The organism is Huijunlia imazamoxiresistens (assembly GCF_037132455.1).
Classification (GTDB): Bacteria; Bacteroidota; Bacteroidia; order Chitinophagales; family Chitinophagaceae; genus Flavisolibacter; species Flavisolibacter imazamoxiresistens.
The window spans coordinates 1-17,970 of record NZ_JBBBEI010000050.1 but is presented as its reverse complement, the minus strand read 5'-3'; the positions used below and the strand labels follow the sequence as shown (position 1 = coordinate 17,970).

Genomic DNA, 17,970 nt, shown 5'->3' with positions numbered 1-17,970 from the left:
TGCTCCAGGTGAGGGATCAGCGTATTGGTGTCCGTAGTGTTTTGATGAATGGAATAGCCCGCCACAAACTGCCCGTTGGTAGATATCTGTACATTATAGGCCGCCTTGAGCTGGCCGTTTTTCATGTGATCTTCCTTCAGGCGCATGAAAGTGGCATCCTTATCGGTCTTGGAGTAAGAGCTGCGGTTTTCGCCCAGGATCTTTTCCTGCTGCTCATACTTTTTGAGGTTAGCGGGCCAGTGCTTCTTTGCATAAGCCAGCTTCTGCTTTACGCCCTTGCTGACGTCTTTATCCCGGATGGCTTCATTGATCTTTTCAATGGTCTTCTCCACCTTTTCCGCATCGATCTTGTCAAAACTGGGCGGATCGGGCTCCTCCATCTCCTGGGCGGCAATGCTTTGGGCGTACTGCCACAGCTCGTTCAACTGCTTTTTGATGCGTTCGCGGCTGGTTTCTATGCTTTTGCCCCACACAAAGGTGTAGCGGTTGGCATTGGCTTCCAGCTTGGTGCCATCGGTATAGAGGTCTTTAATGCTGAGCAGGCCTTCCTCGCACAACAACATTACCACTTGGGTGAAAATAGGCTGAAGGGTTTTCTGCAGTCGTTTACCCCGGAAGCGGTTGATGGTATTGTGGTCGGGCTGGTTCATGGCCGCCAGCCACATAAAGGGAATGTGCTCCTTGATAGCCTGCTCGATTTTACGGCTGCTGTAAATATTATTGATGTAGGCGTAAACCAGCACCTTGAGCAGCATGCGGGGGTGGTAGGAACTGGTGCCGCCGGGTTTATATTGGCTGAGCAGTTCGGTGATGTCGACTTTATCCAGCACGGCATTGACCACGCGTACGGGGTGTTGGGCTGCCAGGAGCTCGTCCAGGGAAGGGGGCAGCAGGGAGAGTTGATGTTGGTGGGTCTGTTTAAAAACCACTTTATGGGATTTACCTCGGGCCATACCTTCAAAATAAAGAAAAACCCTAGCCCCTTCCAATAGCTTAAAATAAAAAAAAGAGGCTGCCTACTTTTGAGACAGCCTCTTTCATTTTAGTACCTTTTATTATTACAACAGTCCTTGCTGCATCAGGTATTCGGCGATCTGCACGGCGTTGGTGGCAGCGCCTTTGCGCAGGTTGTCGCTCACGCACCAGAAGTTCAGGGTCTTGGGCTGCGACTCGTCGCGGCGGATACGGCCCACGAACACCTCGTCTTTTTCATGTGCCCAGAGCGGCATGGGGTACAGCTGCTGCGAAGGCTCGTCCTGCAGCACTACGCCCGGGGCCTCGGCCAGCAGTTGCTTTACTTCGGCCAGGTCGAAATCGTTCTCGAATTCCACGTTTACCGCTTCGCTGTGGCCGCCGATCACGGGGATGCGTACGGTAGTGGAGGTAACGCGGATGCTGTCATCGCCCATGATTTTCTTGGTCTCGTTCACCATTTTCATTTCTTCTTTGGTGTAGCCGTTGTCCAGGAACACGTCGATCTGGGGGATCACGTTCAGGTCGATGGGGTATTTATAAGCCATGCCGTACTCACCGTTTTCGCCGGCAACGGATTTGTTGCGCTCGCCCATCAGCTGGTCCACGGCGGCTTTGCCGGTACCGGTTACGCTCTGGTAGGTAGACACGACAATCCGGTTGATTTTGTATTTTTTGTGCAGGGGTGCCAGCGCAACGACCATCTGGATGGTGGAGCAGTTGGGGTTGGCAATGATTTTATCGGTAGCGGTCAGTACGTCGGCGTTTACTTCCGGAACCACCAGGGGCTTGGAGGGGTCCATGCGCCAGGCCGAGGAGTTGTCCACCACGGTAATGCCGGCCTCGGCAAATTTGGGAGCCCATTCCAATGAAGTGCCGCCGCCTGCGGAGAACAGCGCCAGTTGCGGCTGGGCGTTGATGCCATCCTGCATGCCCACTACCTTGTACTGCTTGCCCTTGAAGGTTACTTCTTTACCTACTGATCTTTCAGAGGCAACGGGAATTAATTCGGTTACCGGAAAAGCCCGCTCTTCCAGTACTTGAAGCATTTTGGTACCTACCAGGCCGGTAGCGCCTACAACAGCAACTTTCATTGTTTATCGTTTTTACATTTTGTGGGGTTAAAAAAAAGCCTTCCCGGTGGGGGAAGGCTTGTAATTATATGGTAACATACATAAGTACTACGCTCCTTCCCGGGGGGAAAACCGCTTCTTGGTACGCTTAGTATGTTTATTTTTAATCATTGCCGGCGAAAGTAGGAAGAATTGTTATTGCATCCAAAAATAAGCTCATCTTTTTCATTTGTAGCAATGGATTGAATATTTTGTAGTCATGACCTTCCCCCGGTTCCTGCTGCCCGTTGTTTTCCTGCTGCCTTTCCTGGCCCGGGGCCAGCAGGGGGCCTTGCAGCGCTTCGAGCTGGTGATCGACGAGATCATGGCCGATCCTGCCCCGGCGGTAGGCCTGCCTGCTGCCGAATACGTGGAGCTGAAAAATACCAGCGGCCGGGAGCTCAACCTCAAAGGCTGCCGGCTGGCAACGGCCACCGCCCTCAGCGGTCCCTTTCCCGAACTGCTGCTGCCCGCCGGCAGCTACCTCATCCTGGCTTCCACCGCTAATGCGCCGGCCTTTGCCGCCCTGGGCTCCGCGCTGGGGGTGGGCAGCTTCCCGGCCCTGGACAATAACGGTACGGTCCTGAGCCTGCTGTCACCGGAAGGCCGCAGCCTCCATTCCGTGGAGTATACCTCCGCCTGGTACGCCAATGTGGTGAAGCAGGAGGGAGGCTGGAGCCTCGAAATGGTGGACACCCGCTACCCCTGCACCGGCAGCGCCAACTGGAAGCCCAGCACCGATAACAGCGGCGGCACGCCGGGAAGAACCAATTCCGTGGAGGCTGCCAACCCCGACGAAACGGGGCCGGTACTGCAGGCGGCGGTAACGCCCGACAGCCTGACCCTGGTGCTGACCTTCAGCGAACCGGTGGACAGCAGCAGCGCCGCCGCCAGCAGCTTATACCAACTGACGCCCGGCATCACCGTTAGGGCCGCCATGGTCCTGGCGCCCGGCTTTACGCAGGTGCAGCTGGAGCTGTTCACGCCCTTGGCGCCTTCGGCCGTTTATACCCTCCGGGCATCGGGCATCGGCGATTGTGCCGGCAACAAGGCGGAGAGCAGCCTGGCAGTCGGCCTGCCGCAGGAACCCTCGGCCGGCGACGTGGTGATCAACGAATTGCTGTTCAATCCCAAGCCCGGCGCCTCGGACTACGTGGAGCTGTACAACCGGGGCAGCAAAATTGTAGATGCCGCCGGCCTGTACGTGGCCGGCCGCAGCGGCGGGGCCCTTTCCGCCCCGAAGCGCCTGTCGGAAAAGCCTTTTTACCTGTTTCCCGGCGCCTACCTGGTGCTCACCGAAGACGGGGAGGCCCTGCAGCGGGGCTACCGGGTCAAAGCGCCCGGCCAGGTGCTCTCCCTGCCGTCCCTGCCCGCGTTGCCCGACGACAGGGGAGCGGTGGCGCTGCTGAACCGGCAGGGCGCCGTAGTGGACGAAGTGGCCTATACCAGGGACTGGCATTTCGGGCTGATCGACGATGCGGAAGGCGTAGCGCTCGAGCGCATGGATCCCGACGGCCCCAGCCAGGACAAGAGCAACTGGCATTCGGCCGCCTCCACCGCCGGCTACGGCACGCCCACGTACCGCAACTCGCAATACCGGCAGGCCGGCGCGCTGCGGGCCTCCATCGACATCAGTCCCAAAATATTTTCTCCCGACAACGACGGCCACGAAGACGTGCTGCTGATCCGTTATAGCCTGTCCGAAAGCGGTTATGTGGCCAACCTGGTCCTCTTCGATGCCGGCGGGCGGCTGGTGCGCCGCTTAGTAAAGAATGACCTGCTGGGCCTTTCGGGCTCCTGGACCTGGGACGGCCTGGACGAAAAAGGGCAGCAGCTGCCGGTGGGCACCTATATTATCCTTACCGAGCTGTTCAATCTCCAGGGCCGCAAAGAACATTTTAAACAAACGGTGGTGCTGGCCCGGCGGTTAAATTAAGGCGGGCGGTTCTACCTTTATAGAAATATAGAAAGCAATGGCCCTGGATATTGCCGCTTTAAAAAATGAACTGCACCGCCTGGTCGACCAAACGGACGATGTGGAACTGCTGGTGGAGCTGTACGGGAAATTGAGCGCAGGCGGTGTCACCGGCGTCAACTGGTGGGACGAGCTGGAGGTGGATGCGCAACCACCTGCTCCGCCGGAAAATCAATTTCAACTGAAGGCAGCGGCACCCGCTGCTCCTTCGGCTAGTGCTGAGTGGTGGGAAGAACTGGATGCCGGCCTGCAGGTTCCTCCTGCCGGCGCAGGGGTTTCTGCGGAGCCCAAAGACGCCAGCGATCAGCCTGCCTGCCCGGAGCCTTCCGAAGGATTCCATTTCGATATCGAGACCGGCGAATGGAAATGGTAGCGACATAAAAAAAGAGGAAGCAGCCCCAGGCCCTCCCTCTTTTTCAAAAACCTTTCTTTTCCGGGTTATACCAGTTCGATGTCGAAGTTCACCAGCTCCTGGAACTGCTGCAGGCGGCGGTCGATGTCGGCCCTGGTCACTTCCTTGAGGCGTTCGGTGCCGAACTTCTCCACGCAGAAAGACGCCATGGCCGAACCCACGATGATGCCGGTCTTCATGTTCTCGAACGAAATGTCCTTGGTGCGGGCCAGGTGGCCGATAAAGCCCCCGGCAAAGGTATCGCCGGCGCCGGTGGGATCGAATACGTCTTCCAGCGGCAGGGCCGGGGCCACGAACACGTTGTCTTCGTGGAACAGCAGGGCGCCGTGCTCGCCTTTTTTAATGATCAGGTATTGAGGCCCCATTTTGAGGATCTTTTTGGCAGCCTTTACCAAAGAATATTCATTGGTCAGCTCGCGGGCTTCGCTGTCGTTCACCAGCAGCACGTCTACCTTGGCGATCACCTTCTTCAGGTCGGCCAGGGCCACGTTCATCCAGAAGTTCATGGTATCCATCACGATCAGCTTCGGGCGGGTTTCGAGTTGTTCGATCACGCTCAGTTGTACCGAAGGGGCCAGGTTGCCCAGCATCACGAACTCGCTGCCCTGGGCGCTGGCGGGCACTACCGGCTGGAAGTCGCCCAGCACGTTCAGTTGGGTCTCCAGGGTGTCGCGGGTGTTCATGTCCATGTGGTAGCGGCCGCTCCAGAAGAACGATTTCTCGTCCTGCCGCACCTGCACGCCTTCCATGGAGACGCCCCGGGCTTCCAGGGCCTTCAGCTCTTCCGTGGGGAAGTCGTACCCGACCACCGAGATCTGGTGAATGGGACTGGTAAAATTGCTGGCGCTCCAGGCAATGTAGGTAGCCGCCCCGCCGATGATTCGATCGCTTTTTCCAAAAGGCGTTTCAATGGCATCAAAGGCCATGGAGCCCACAACGATAACTGACATAAATAGCGTTGGTTTTAATTTTGAAATTCAGGGCCGGCAAAGATCCGCACGTAAACTTGCGTTTTCCCGGCGTGCAAACCTAAGCGATTTTTGGCAGTGGCCGACGGCTCTGCGCAGCGCCTGCCGCAACTGCCTGGAAAATACGTTCTTGTCTTTTATTTTTTCTATCTTGTCTGCTCAACGATTTATCTCCGAACCAAAACAACCGCCGTATGAAGAAAGTCTTCCGCTATTTATTGTACACCTTCCTGGTGATCGTCGTTATTGTTGCCGGCCTGGCGGCCATTATCGCCTTTCGCGGCATTCCCAAATTCAAGGCCGATGCCGTTAACCTGAAAGTGGAGGTGACGCCCGCCCGGGTGGTCCGGGGGCAGAAGCTCGCCTCGATGCTCTGCGCCGAATGCCATATGGACCCCTCTACCGGCAAGCTGACCGGCCGCCTGATGAACGACGTGCCCCAGTTCGGCGTCATTTATTCCAAAAATATTACCCGCGACCTGGGAGCCGGTATCGGCAACTGGTCCGACGGGCAGCTGGCCTACCTGCTGCGCACGGGCCTGAAACCCGACGGCACGTTCCTGCCCCTGATGGCTAAGCTGAGTCATACTTCGGACGAGGACGTGGCCTCCATCATTGCCTACCTGCGCTCGGAACATCCCTGGGTGGCGCCCGATAAAAAGGTGCAGCCCGCATCGGACTACTCGTTCCTGGCCAAGTTCCTCACCAATGCCAGCCTGATCAAACCTTCCGGCTACCCGGCCCATCCCATCGCCGAACCCGATACCGCCAACGCCGTGCAGTGGGGCCGCTACATTGCCCTGGCGCAACTGGAATGCTACAGCTGCCATTCGCTCGACTTTGCCAAGAACGACTACGAACAGCCCGAAAAGTCGGCCGGCTTCTTTGGCGGCGGCAACAAATTCGCCCTGCCCGAAGGCGGCGAGCGTTATTCCCGCAATATCACCATGGATGAAGCCACCGGCATCGGCAAATGGAGCGAGGACGACTTTGTAAAAGCCGTCCGCTACAACCGGCGTCCCGACGGCCAGCTGCTGCGCAAGCCCATGCCCTCCTACGGCAACCTCTCCGACGCGGAAGCCAGGGCGATCTTCGCTTATTTGAAAACCATTCCCAAAATTCATAACCAGGTGGAACGGAAGTAGGAATTGGTTCATTGGTTCATTGGGGTATTAGGTGGAACCTGCTTTATATGTTTGAGCAGTCCTCTTTCGGACTGTGTCCATTTGTTTGGCCGGTTCCGCCTGGCCTTATACCCCAATGAACCAATTAACAAATTCCTCCTAACTTGTAGGATGATTCACTTTCATTCCCTGTCAGTAAAAAAAGTGGAGCGGGAAACGGAAGATTGTGTTTCCCTGACGTTTGACGTGCCGCCGGAGCTGGCGGAGGTCTTTTGCTTCAAGCAGGGCCAGAGCCTGACGATACGCAAAACGATGGGGGGCCAGGAAGTGCGCCGCACCTATTCCATTTGCAGCAGTCCCCTGGAGCAAAAGCTGCAGGTGGCGGTAAAAAGGCAGGAGGGAGGCGTTTTTTCCACCTGGGCCAACCAGGAGCTGAAGGCCGGCGACAAGCTGGAGGTGATGCCCCCTGTGGGCGCCTTTTTTACGGAACTCCATCCTGCTCAAAAAAAGAACTACGTGGCCTTTGCGGCCGGCAGCGGCATCACGCCCATCCTCTCCCTGATCCGCACGACGCTGCTTACCGAGCCCCACAGCACCTTTACCCTCGTTTACGGCAACCGCACCAAAAGCTCCATCATCTTTAAAGAGCAGCTGGAAGCCCTCAAGGATAAGTTCCTTACCCGCTTCCGGATCGTCCATATCCTCAGCCGCGAAAAGACGGAATCGGAACTCAACCATGGCCGCATCGACCGGGCCAAGTGCGCCCTGTTGTTTGAAAAACTGATCGATAAAGACGCCTGCGACGAATTCTTCCTTTGCGGCCCCGAACAAATGATCTTTACGGTAAAAGCGTTTTTGGAAGAAAAGGGCGTTCCCCCGGCGCGCCTCCATTTTGAGCTGTTTACCGTGCCGGGCCAGGAAACAACAGGCAATGAACAACCGGCAACCGGCAAAGAGAAAACCAACCAGGCACAGGTGCAGATAAAGATCGACGGCATTCTTTTCAGCTTCGGGCTGGAATACAACGGCCAGACGATCCTCAATGCCGGCCTGGCGGAAGGAGCCGACCTGCCGTATGCCTGCAAAGGCGGCGTCTGTACCACCTGCAAGGCAAAGCTGCTGGAAGGAAAGGTGGAGATGGACGCCAACTGGGGCCTGGAGCCGGATGAGGTGGAGAAGGGTTTTGTCCTTACCTGCCAGTCGCACCCCGCCTCGGAAAAGGTAGTGCTGGACTATGATGCGAAGTAGCCCGGACTTGGGAACTTTTTCTGCACAGTATTTGGGCATTTACTTTTAAACAAGCCCCATGTTGCCGGAAAGCTTAGAAAAAAATTTCTTGGAAAAGATCGATGCCGAGGTGCGCATTGAGCCGAAGGACTGGATGCCGGAAAAATACCGGCAAACACTCATTCGCCAGATCAGCCAGCATGCGCACAGCGAGATCGTGGGCATGCTGCCGGAGGGCAACTGGATCACCCGGGCGCCTTCGCTGCTGCGCAAGCAGATCCTGCTGGCCAAGGTGCAGGACGAGGCCGGCCATGGCCTGTACCTGTATTGTGCCGCCGAAACCCTGGGCATCAGCCGCGACGAGATGATCGAACAGCTGCACAGCGGCAAGGCCAAATATTCCTCCATTTTCAATTACCCCACCCTTACCTGGGCCGACATGGGGGCCATCGGCTGGCTGGTCGACGGCGCCGCCATCATGAACCAGGTGCCGCTTTGCCGGGCCTCTTACGGCCCTTACAGCCGCGCCATGCTCCGCATTTGCAAAGAGGAGAGCTTCCACCAGCGCCAGGGTTTTGATATCCTGCTGACGCTGTGCCGGGGCAGTGCGGCGCAAAAGGCCATGGCCCAGGACGCCCTCGACCGCTGGTGGTGGCCCAGCCTGATGATGTTCGGACCCCACGACAGTGAATCGCAGCACAGCGAGCAAAGCATGAAATGGAAGATCAAGCGCTTCAGCAACGACGAGCTGCGCCAGCGCTTTGTGGATATGATCGCCGGGCAGGCAAAGGTGCTGGGCCTGGTGCTGCCCGACCCCGACCTGGAGTGGAACGAGGAGCGGCAGCACTACGATTTCGGAAAGATCGACTGGGACGAGTTCTGGAGTGTGCTCGGCGGCAATGGTCCCTGCAACCGCCAGCGCCTCGATGCCCGCCGCCGGGCCTGGGAAGAAGGCGCCTGGGTGCGCGAAGCCGCCCTGGCCCATGCCGAAAAAGAGAAACACCTTAAAACCACCACCACATGAACTATTTTCCAATAAAATTTTATTACGGCGACTACGGCGATAAGGAAGTCCCCTCAGGAACTAATGAACAGCCGCAGGCTGCAGCCTGGCCGTTATGGGAAGTGTTTATCCGCAGCAAACAGGGGCTCGACCACAAGCATGCCGGCAGCCTGCACGCTGCCGACGCGCAGATGGCCATTGAGAATGCCCGCGACGTCTATACCCGGCGCCAGGAGGGCGTGAGCATCTGGGTGGTGGAAAGCCAATACATCCATGCCTCCAACCCCGACGAGGCCGGCAGCTTTTACGAGCCCGCCAACGACAAGGTATATCGCCATCCTACTTTTTACAACCTGCCCGACGAAGTCAACCAGATGTAATGGAAATTAGAAGAGGAAGTTGTATTTTGTTCGGCTCACGAAAATACCTTTTGCCGTTGGTGACTTCCCTTTATCTCTACACGATTCATCTTGCCGACAATGCCCTGGTGCTGGCGCAGCGCAACAGCGAGTGGTGCGGGCACGGGCCCGTGCTGGAACAGGACATTGCCCTGACCAATATTTCACTGGACCTGCTGGGGCAGGCCCGTAATTTTTACCAGTACGCCGCTTCGCTGTACAACGGGGCAGGCGAAGACGAAAAAGCCGCCCTGGACCTTTATATCCCCCATCCCTGGAAAGGCTTTGGACGCGCATTAAAGGAAGATGATCTTGCTTTTCTCCGCGAAGAGCGCCAATTCCTCAACCTGCTGCTCGCCGAACTGCCCAAAGGCGACTGGGGCAAAACCATCCTGCGGCAATTCTTCTGCAGCGCCTTCCAGTTTTTAGCTTATTCCGCATTGCAAAGCAGCAAGGATGCGCAGCTGGCGGCCATTGCCGAAAAATCCCTCAAGGAAGTGACCTACCACCTGCGCTGGAGCGGCGAATGGGTCATCCGCCTGGGCGACGGCACCGAAGAAAGCCACCGCCGCATGCTGGCCGCCCTGGAGGAGCTCTGGCCCTTTACCGGCGAGCTGTTCCTGCCGGCAGCCTATGAGCGGGAGGCGGCGGAGGAGGGCCTGGGCGTCAACGGCGAAACCCTGAGAAATGCCTGGCTGCAGCAGGTGGAAGAAGTGCTTACCGCCGCCACCCTTCCCCTGTTGCCCCCTACCGGCTGGATGCAACGGGGCGGAAAGCTGGGGCGGCATACCGAGCACCTGGGCTACCTGCTGGCCGAAATGCAGTACCTGCAACGGGCTTATCCGGACAGCAACTGGTAGGAAAGGGGTAATTTTAAATCATGGCAAACGCAGCGGAAGAGCGCAACATTTGGCGGTTATTGCAGGCCGTGACCGATCCCGAGATCCCGGTGCTGAGCATTACCGACCTGGGCATTGTCCGGGAGGTAAAATTTTTGCCCGACACCGGCGAGGCCGTCCTTACCCTTACGCCCACCTATTCGGGCTGCCCGGCCATGGAGGCCATCCGCCTGGACATCCGCCTGAAGCTGCTGGAGCATGGCTATCCAAACGTTACTATCCATGAAGTGCTGTCGCCCGCCTGGACCACCGACTGGATGAGCGAAGAAGGCAAACGGAAACTACACGCGTACGGCATCGCCCCGCCCAACCCGAGGCAGCAGTTCTGCAACCTTAAAGAATTTTTCGAGGAAGAGGGGGTGGCCTGCCCCCGCTGCGGCTCGTACGACACGAAGCTCGTCAGCAGATTTGGCTCCACCGCCTGCAAAGCCCTGTACCAATGCCGCCAGTGTGGCGAAGCCTTCGATTATTTCAAATGTCATTGACGGGTTTTTAAATTTAGCCGTTAGATTTGGAAACAAATCATAGCCATGTCATCAATACTGTTTGAAATGCAGGGCAGCGTTGCCGTGATCACCCTCAACCGGCCCGAGAAACGGAATGCCATCGACGGCGCCCTCGCCCGGGAGTTCCAGGAAAAGCTGGATGCCTGCCGGCGTCCCGAAGTTCGCTGCGTGTACATCACCGGCGCAGGCACGGCCTTTTCCTCGGGGCAGGACCTGGAAGAGATCACCGCACCCAACGGTCCCAAGGTACACACGGTGCTGAACGAACACCTGAACCCGATCGTCCGCAAGATCCGCAAGATGGAAAAGCCGGTGGTAGCCGCCGTCAACGGCGTGGCGGCCGGTGCGGGCGCCAACATCGCCATCAGTTGCGACGTGGTGCTGGCGGCGAAGTCGGCGGTCTTTATCCAGGCGTTTGCCAAGATCGGGCTGGTGCCCGATACCGGCGGCACCTATTTCCTGCCGCGCCTGGTGGGCCTCCAAAAAGCCCTGGCCATGACCATGCTGGGCGAGCACGTATCGGCCGACGATGCCGAGCGGATGGGCATGATCTACAAGGTACTGGCCGATGAAACCTTCGCGGCCGATTCCATGAAGGTGGCCCAGGCGCTGGCGCAAATGCCGACCACCGCCCTTTACCTGACCAAGAAGGCCATGCACCAGTCGTTCATCAGCTCGTTCGAAGAGCAGCTGCACGACGAGGAACTGCTGCAGCAGCAGGCCACCGCCACCAAGGATTTCAGGGAGGGCGTGCAGGCATTTTTGGAAAAACGCAAGCCCCTTTTCAAAGGCAGCTGATAAGGAACCGCTCCGTTCCCAATTAACCAATTACCCAATTAACCCATTCCATGTCTTTTTACGCATTCAACGGCATCAGGCCCGTCGTCCATCCCTCCTCCTTCGTGCACCCGCAGGCGGTGGTGACCGGCAACGTGGTGATCGGTAAAGACGTGTATATCGGTCCCGGTGCGGCCCTGCGCGGCGACTGGGGCCGGATCGTGGTGGAGGACGGCTGCAACGTGCAGGAAAACTGCACGCTGCACATGTTCCCCGGGATGACGGTGCTGCTGAAGGAAGCCGCCCATATCGGCCATGGCGCCATCATCCACGGGGCGGTGGTGGGGCGTAACTGCCTGGTGGGCATGAATGCCGTGCTGCTCGACGAAGCCGAGCTGGGCGACGAGTGCATCGTGGGCGCCCTGTCGTTTATTCGGCAGGGGGAGCGGTTCCCGGCCCGCTCGCTCATTGCAGGTAACCCGGCGAAGATCATCAAGGAGGTAAGTGATGAGCTCATTCGCTGGAAAACCGAAGGCACCCGGCTGTACCAGCAACTGCCCAGGCTTTGCTTTGAAACCCTGCAGCCGTGCACCCCGTTGCCGGAAGAGATCACGCAACATCCTGTGTTTCAAAGCGACTATGCGCCCTTCAAAAAATAAGAAAATTCAATCGGGGGAGAACGTTTTTCACCTTACAAGATTTCGTAACTTAATGCCTTATTTCTCCACTTTAAATCATTTAGTTTATGAGATCCTTTTTACGCCAGGCCGCCTTTTCCGCCTGTCTCATAACCACCCTGCAGGTAAGTGCACAGAATGATCAGTTTGCGTATGCCATAACCGATCTTAGCAAGGACGGGATGGGTTGGAATGCGCTGAGAAAGCTGAATCTCCAGACTGGAACCTACAGCCAGGTGCTCCTGGACGGAACGAACGGCAAGACGGTTGCGTTTGACGCCGCTACCAAAAAACAAATTGAGCCGCAACTGGCCCAGCGGACCAATACCTTCGGCGCCACCCCCTTCGGAGCCGGCGTAGCTGCCATGGCTTTCGACAAAAAACACAACCGGCTGTATTTTACCCCCATGTTCCACGACGAGCTGCGCTACCTCGACCTTTCTTCCATGCAGCTTTATTACTTCTCGGGCCAGCCCTTCACTACCCTGGCCAATCCCAATTACGACCAGGGCCGCATCGTTACCCGCATGGTCATTGCACCTGATGGTAACGGTTATGCCGTCACCAGCGACGGCGACATGCTGGTGAAATTCACTACCGGCAAAACACCCACCATCACCCAGCTGGGCGCCCTGATCGATGATCCTTCCAACAACGGCGTTTCCATCCACAGCAAGTGCTCCAGCTACGGCGGCGACATGATCTCCGACGATAAAGGCAACCTCTATATCATCACTGCCCGCAACCATGTGTTCAAAGTAAATACCGACACCCGCGTGGCGAAATCGCTGGGCAACATCGAAGGCCTGCCGGCCGACTTTACTGCGAATGGTGCCGTGGTGGATGCCGAAGGCAACCTGCTGGTGAGCAGCGCCATCAACAACAGCGGCTATTACGTGGTGGATATCGAAACCCTGAAGGCCACCCTGTTCGCGGGCATGACCGACGTGTTCCGCAGTTCGGACCTGGCCAACAGCAACTACCTTTCCAGCGCCAGCAGGAACCCCACGAAGCAGATCGAAACCATTGCCGCACCCCAGGCCTCGGGCAGCAATTCCATCAAGGTATTCCCCAACCCCGCCGTTACCGACCACTTTACGGTACAGTTCAATAACATCAGCAGCGGGGATTATACCATCGAGCTCCGCAACCTGGTAGGGCAACAGATCCTGCAAAAGAGGATCAGCATCAATGGTAAGTACCATGCACAACAGGTGTCCCTGGCCGGTTCCAATGCCCGGGGCGTGTACCTGGTGAAGGTGCTGGACCTGGATCGGAAAACGATGTTTGAAAGCAAGCTGATGATCCGATAAAACTCTTTTTGAGCCTTTTTTAAAGCCCCGCCCCGGCGGGGCTATTTTTTGGGGGCGGCGCCCTGCAAACGCCCTTCTGTTGCCCGGCCGGGGACAAAGCCCCGGGGCTCCTTATCTTTGCAGGCAAATAAAGTACATTGGAGAAGAGCAACTTTGTTGACCAGATACGTGTGTTTTGCCGCAGTGGTCACGGCGGGGCGGGTATAAAGCATTTCCGGCGCGATAAGCTGACGGCCATGGGCGGCCCCGACGGCGGCGATGGCGGCCGCGGCGCCCACATCATCCTCAGGGGCAACCGCAACCTGTGGACGCTGCTGCATTTGCGCTACCAGAAGAATATCCTGGCCGAGAACGGCGAGAACGGGAGCGATAACAACTGCACCGGCCGTAGCGGCAAAGACATCATCATCGAGGTGCCGCTGGGCACTATCGCCCTGGACGAGGAAACCGGCGAGAAGGAAGCCGAGGTGCTGCATCATGGCGAAGAGATCATCTGGCTGCCGGGCGGCAAGGGCGGCCTGGGGAACACCAACTTTAAAACCCCCACCAACCAGGCGCCCGAATATGCCCAGCCCGGCCTGCCCGGCATCGAAGGCTGGAAAGTGCTGGAGCTGAAGGTGCTGGCCGACGTGGGACTGGTGGGCTTTCCCAATGCCGGCAAGTCCACGCTGCTGTCCGTGGTGACGGCTGCCAAGCCCAAGATTGCCGACTATGCCTTTACCACCATCAACCCCAACCTGGGGATTGTAGAGTACCGTGACGGCAAGAGCTTCTGTATCGCCGACCTTCCCGGTATCATCGAAGGGGCGGCCGAGGGCAAGGGGCTGGGGCACCGCTTCCTGCGGCATATCGAGCGCAACTCCATCCTGCTGTTCCTGATCCCTGCCGACAGCAAGGACCACCGCCAGGAGTTCGAGATCCTCGTCAGCGAGCTGGAGCAGTTCAACCCCGAGCTGCTGCACAAGCAGTTTATCATTGCCGTTTCCAAAAGCGATATGCTGGATGAGGAGCTGATGGAGGAGATTAAAAAGGAGCTTCCCGAAGGTATTCCCCACGTGTTTATTTCGTCGGTCACCAACAAGAACCTGCAGGAGCTCAAAGACCTGCTGTGGAAAGCCCTGAACGAGGAAAACAAACAGCTGTAATAATTTCGGATTTGGGATTTCGGATTTCGGATCCCCTTGCAAGAAGAAAGTCTCCTTCTGCTATAAAGGGTTCCGACATCCGAAATCCGACATCCGAAATATCTTCCCCTGTCCGTTACTGTTACATGTCATTATTTGCTATATGAATATTTTTTCCGTGAATTAATTGTTAACTGGACATTTTTTCGAAATTGGTTTGGTTTTTGTCGTATATTCGTTGTGCAGGCAGTGATGAAAAGGCCGGTTGAAGATCTGATAAAAAAATACACAACCTCGTTCCTCCCTCATTGCAACGCGTCTCCTGCACACGACGCCGCCCGGATTGCTTCCCGCTCTATTGCTTGTGTCCCCCGATTGTTTGCTCCATGGCGATTGCCCCTCTTGATTCATTTTTAGTCACCTTAAACTGAAGATTATGAAACAGCAATTCATGTCCTGGAGCGTTTGTAAGCATGCTAAAATGGTAGCAGCATTATTATCCTTCATGATCATTTCCCAATTTTCCCAGGCCCAGTCCGCCGGCGGAAACAATAACGATACAGAACAGCCTGCCATGGTGAAACATATAGCCTCCCTGGAAGATAAAATGTACTTCCAGGTGCATTTCAACAACGACAGCAGTGAAAAGTTCATCTTTACCATTAAAGATGCACAGGGCACGGTGCTGTTCCGGGAAATGTACAAGGATAAAACCTTCGACAAGAAGTTCCAGCTGAACAAGATGGACGAGAACGAACGCCTGACGTTCACCATCTACACCCCGAAGGACAAGAAGACCCAGAGCTTCGAAGTAAACAACAGCACCCGCCTCGTCGATGACGTTGTCGTTACCCAGTTAAAGTAAGTCACCTTAAAAACAACTTTCAACAGAACAACCTGAATCTCAATAACTAAAAATCAAAGCGAGCAACCAGGGCCGGGGTTATCCCCGGCTCTTTTTTTTCTCCCTGGGGCCGGTTAACAGGCTCGCCCCCAGAAAATTATTGATGTATGCTGCCGGCCGTCACAGCCGGGCCGCAGGGGCAGCAGGCATTTTTTTGCCGTTTAAAAAATACGTTTCCGTAAATTCATGCTGATGGCCGCCGCCTTTACGGCAAGGCGGCTTTTTACCTAGGTTTGTTCACAAAAAAAAGATCTATGCGGAGACTATTTCTTGCTTTTTTCCTGTTTATTTCCTTTGCATTTAAGGCCGCGGCCGATGAAGGCATGTGGCTGCCGCTGCTGCTGGGGCAACAGGTGTATGCCGATATGGTGAAGAAGGGGCTGAAGCTGACCAAGGAGCAATTGTACAATGCCAACGGCGCTTCGCTCAAGGATGCGATCGTGATCTTCGGCGGCGGCTGCACCGGCGAGCTGGTGAGCACCCAGGGCCTGATCTTTACCAACCACCACTGCGGTTACAATACCATTGCCTCGGCTTCCACCGTGGAGCACAACTACCTCAAAGACGGCTTCTATGCCCGCAACCGGGGCGAGGAAATTCCCGCCCAGGGCCTGTCGGTGCAGTTCCTGCTGCGCATCGAGGACGTGACCAGCCTGGTGCTCGACTCCCTGAAAGGATTGAGCGCCGCCGAGCGGGCTACCCGACAGGCCGCCGTGCTGGGCGCCATCAACGCCCGTATGAGCGATGGGGCCAAAAATATCGAAACCCGTGTCAGCAGCCTGTTCAAGGGCAACCAGTTCCTGGCCTTCGTGTACCAGCGCTACAAGGATGTGCGCCTGGTGGGCACGCCCCCGGAAAGCATCGGCAAGTTCGGCGGCGACACCGACAACTGGGAGTGGCCCCGCCATACCGGCGACTTCTCCATCTTCCGTGTTTACGCCTCCAAAGACGGCCAGCCTTCCGACTACAGCGCCGACAACGTGCCGCTGAAGCCCAAATGGCACCTGCCCGTTTCCCTTAAAGGCGTGAAGAAGGGCGACTACAGCATGATCTACGGCTATCCCGGGAGCACCAACCGCTACGAGTCGGCCCTGGGCGTGCAGCTGTCCACCGAGATCAACAACCCCACCCTGGTCAAGCTCCGCGACATGCGCCTGAAATACATGTTCGAGGAAATGAAGAAGGACCCGGCCACCAAGCTGCAGCTGGCTTCCGACTACGCTTCCATCGCCAACTACTGGAAGTTCTTCGAGGGCGAGACCAGGCAGTTGCAGAAATACGATGTGTACGGCCAGAAGAAGAAATCCGAAGACGCTTTTGGAAAATGGGCCCAGGCCAAACCGGAATACCAGGGCCTCTTTGCCGACCTGGAAAAAGCCTACGCCGCCTGGCGTCCTTATGCGAAGCACCGGGTATATATCCAGGAAGGCATCTTTGGTTCGCCGTTGCTGGCCTTTGCCGCTTCCCTGAAGCAGGTGGAGGACGCGCTGACCAAATCAGGCTCCGGTTCCGCCGACATTAAAAAGGCCGTGGAGGCCGCTTCGCAGGCGCGGCAGAATTTTCTCAAAAGCGAAAACCGCCCCTCCGACCAGAACATCCTTGCCTCGGTATTACAGATGTTCTATAACGACGTGGCCAAGGATCAGCATCCCATCGGCCTGTACGAAACCATCCGCAATGCCTATGGCCCGCTGACCCTGGCCAGTACGTACCAGAAATACGCCGAGCAGGTGTTTAACGGCACCATGATCCTGGACGATACCAAGTGGAACCGTTTTGCGGCCAACCCCGATGGCGCCGTGCTGCAGCAGGATCCCGCCTTTGGCCTGGCTTCGGCCTTTTACAATAATTACATCAGCAAATATTTCCCGCTCTACCAGCAGTTCCTGGCCAAAAACAACGAATGGGGACGCCTCTACCTGAAAGGCATACGCGAAATGAACCCCGGCCGGATCATGTACCCGGATGCCACCTTTACCATGCGGGTGAGCTACGGCAAGGTGGCCGATTACCAGCCCCGTGACGCCGTGCATTACAGCTATGTGACCACCATGAAAGGCATGCTGGAAAAATACAAGCCGGGCGATTACGAGTTCGACCTGCCGGCCCGCCTGCTGGAGCTGGCGCGGAAGAAAGATTACGGTCCGTATGCCGATAAAACCCTGAACGAAGTGGTGGTGGGCTTTATCACTACCAACGATATTACGGGTGGCAATTCGGGCTCCCCGGTGCTCAATGGCAATGGCGAGCTCATTGGCCTGGCGTTCGACGGCAACTACGAAGCCCTGAGCCATAAGCTGGCTTTTGACAAGAACCTGAACCGGACCATCTGTGTCGATATCCGCTTTGTGCTGTGGTGCGTGGATAAGCTGGGCGGCGCCTCCAACCTGATACAGGAGCTGACGCTGCGCAAGTAAATAAGCAAGGAGCAATAGACAATAAGCAAATAAAAAAGCCATCCCGGGAAGGGGTGGCTTTTTTTATGATCGGTAATCCTTATTTTAGGGAATCCCTGAAAATTCCAATAGGTTAATTATCAATAGATTAAGGTGTGCATTGGCTGTAAAAAAGCCTCACAA

At 56.6% G+C, this 17,970-nt stretch carries 17 protein-coding genes; 14 read left to right on the top strand and 3 right to left on the bottom strand.

Going from position 1 to position 17,970, the window contains the following annotated elements:
• A partial coding sequence (locus V9K67_RS26155) for a transposase (RefSeq protein ID WP_414696816.1) occupies nt 1-929 on the bottom strand: 929 nt, incomplete at its 3' end.
• A gap of 129 nt (nt 930-1,058) precedes the next feature.
• Nucleotides 1,059-2,066, bottom strand: a complete 1,008-nt coding sequence (locus tag V9K67_RS26150) for an aspartate-semialdehyde dehydrogenase (RefSeq protein WP_336727920.1) — start codon at nt 2,064-2,066, stop codon at nt 1,059-1,061.
• Nucleotides 2,067-2,304: 238 nt separating this feature from the next.
• Between V9K67_RS26150 and V9K67_RS26145 the strand changes: the two genes are divergently transcribed.
• Together V9K67_RS26145 and V9K67_RS26140 are read left to right on the top strand one after the other, a co-directional pair.
• Nucleotides 2,305-4,020, top strand: a complete 1,716-nt coding sequence (locus tag V9K67_RS26145; RefSeq protein ID WP_336727919.1) for a lamin tail domain-containing protein — start codon at nt 2,305-2,307, stop codon at nt 4,018-4,020.
• A 37-nt stretch (nt 4,021-4,057) separates the two neighbouring features.
• Nucleotides 4,058-4,432: a hypothetical protein gene (locus V9K67_RS26140; RefSeq protein WP_336727918.1), complete on the top strand. Its 375-nt coding sequence runs from the start codon at nt 4,058-4,060 to the stop codon at nt 4,430-4,432.
• Nucleotides 4,433-4,497: 65 nt separating this feature from the next.
• On the opposite strand, the gene V9K67_RS26135 is transcribed toward V9K67_RS26140, so the two are convergent.
• Complete coding sequence (locus tag V9K67_RS26135) at nt 4,498-5,421, bottom strand: PfkB family carbohydrate kinase (RefSeq protein WP_336727917.1); 924 nt, start codon at nt 5,419-5,421, stop codon at nt 4,498-4,500.
• A 212-nt stretch (nt 5,422-5,633) separates the two neighbouring features.
• On the opposite strand from V9K67_RS26135, the gene V9K67_RS26130 reads away from it, so the two are divergent.
• The 12 genes from V9K67_RS26130 (at nt 5,634) to V9K67_RS26075 (ending at nt 17,808) form a co-directional block, all read left to right on the top strand.
• Nucleotides 5,634-6,584, top strand: a complete 951-nt coding sequence (locus V9K67_RS26130) for a c-type cytochrome (protein ID WP_336727916.1) — start codon at nt 5,634-5,636, stop codon at nt 6,582-6,584.
• Nucleotides 6,585-6,734: 150 nt separating this feature from the next.
• The gene (paaE, locus tag V9K67_RS26125; protein ID WP_336727915.1) at nt 6,735-7,811 is read left to right on the top strand and encodes a 1,2-phenylacetyl-CoA epoxidase subunit PaaE; all 1,077 of its coding nucleotides are present in this window, start codon (nt 6,735-6,737) and stop codon (nt 7,809-7,811) included.
• Nucleotides 7,812-7,899: 88 nt separating this feature from the next.
• A complete protein-coding gene (gene paaA, locus V9K67_RS26120) occupies nt 7,900-8,814 on the top strand; it encodes a 1,2-phenylacetyl-CoA epoxidase subunit PaaA (RefSeq protein WP_336727914.1) in 915 nt (304 codons plus the stop codon).
• Nucleotides 8,811-9,173 (top strand): 1,2-phenylacetyl-CoA epoxidase subunit PaaB, encoded by a 363-nt coding sequence (gene paaB / locus V9K67_RS26115; protein ID WP_414696815.1) that lies wholly within the window; start codon nt 8,811-8,813, stop codon nt 9,171-9,173. The genes paaA and paaB overlap by 4 nt, the downstream gene beginning before the upstream one ends.
• Nucleotides 9,174-9,232: 59 nt before the next feature.
• On the top strand, nt 9,233-10,051 hold the full coding sequence (paaC, locus tag V9K67_RS26110) for a 1,2-phenylacetyl-CoA epoxidase subunit PaaC (RefSeq protein ID WP_336727925.1): 819 nt from the start codon (nt 9,233-9,235) through the stop codon (nt 10,049-10,051).
• Between the two features lie 20 nt (nt 10,052-10,071).
• Nucleotides 10,072-10,575 (top strand): 1,2-phenylacetyl-CoA epoxidase subunit PaaD, encoded by a 504-nt coding sequence (gene paaD / locus V9K67_RS26105; RefSeq protein WP_336727912.1) that lies wholly within the window; start codon nt 10,072-10,074, stop codon nt 10,573-10,575.
• Between the two features lie 45 nt (nt 10,576-10,620).
• A complete protein-coding gene (locus V9K67_RS26100; RefSeq protein ID WP_336727910.1) occupies nt 10,621-11,394 on the top strand; it encodes an enoyl-CoA hydratase-related protein in 774 nt (257 codons plus the stop codon).
• 50 nt (nt 11,395-11,444) lie between these two features.
• Nucleotides 11,445-12,032: an acyltransferase gene (locus V9K67_RS26095; RefSeq protein ID WP_336727909.1), complete on the top strand. Its 588-nt coding sequence runs from the start codon at nt 11,445-11,447 to the stop codon at nt 12,030-12,032.
• Nucleotides 12,033-12,118: 86 nt separating this feature from the next.
• Entirely contained in the window at nt 12,119-13,363 is a 1,245-nt protein-coding gene (locus tag V9K67_RS26090; RefSeq protein ID WP_336727908.1) for a T9SS type A sorting domain-containing protein, read from the top strand.
• A 137-nt stretch (nt 13,364-13,500) separates the two neighbouring features.
• Complete coding sequence (obgE, locus tag V9K67_RS26085) at nt 13,501-14,508, top strand: GTPase ObgE (RefSeq protein ID WP_336727906.1); 1,008 nt, start codon at nt 13,501-13,503, stop codon at nt 14,506-14,508.
• 484 nt (nt 14,509-14,992) lie between these two features.
• Entirely contained in the window at nt 14,993-15,352 is a 360-nt protein-coding gene (locus V9K67_RS26080) for a hypothetical protein (RefSeq protein ID WP_336727905.1), read from the top strand.
• A gap of 293 nt (nt 15,353-15,645) precedes the next feature.
• Nucleotides 15,646-17,808, top strand: coding sequence for a S46 family peptidase (locus V9K67_RS26075; RefSeq protein WP_336727903.1), 2,163 nt, complete (start codon nt 15,646-15,648; stop codon nt 17,806-17,808).
• Nucleotides 17,809-17,970 lie beyond the last annotated feature (162 nt).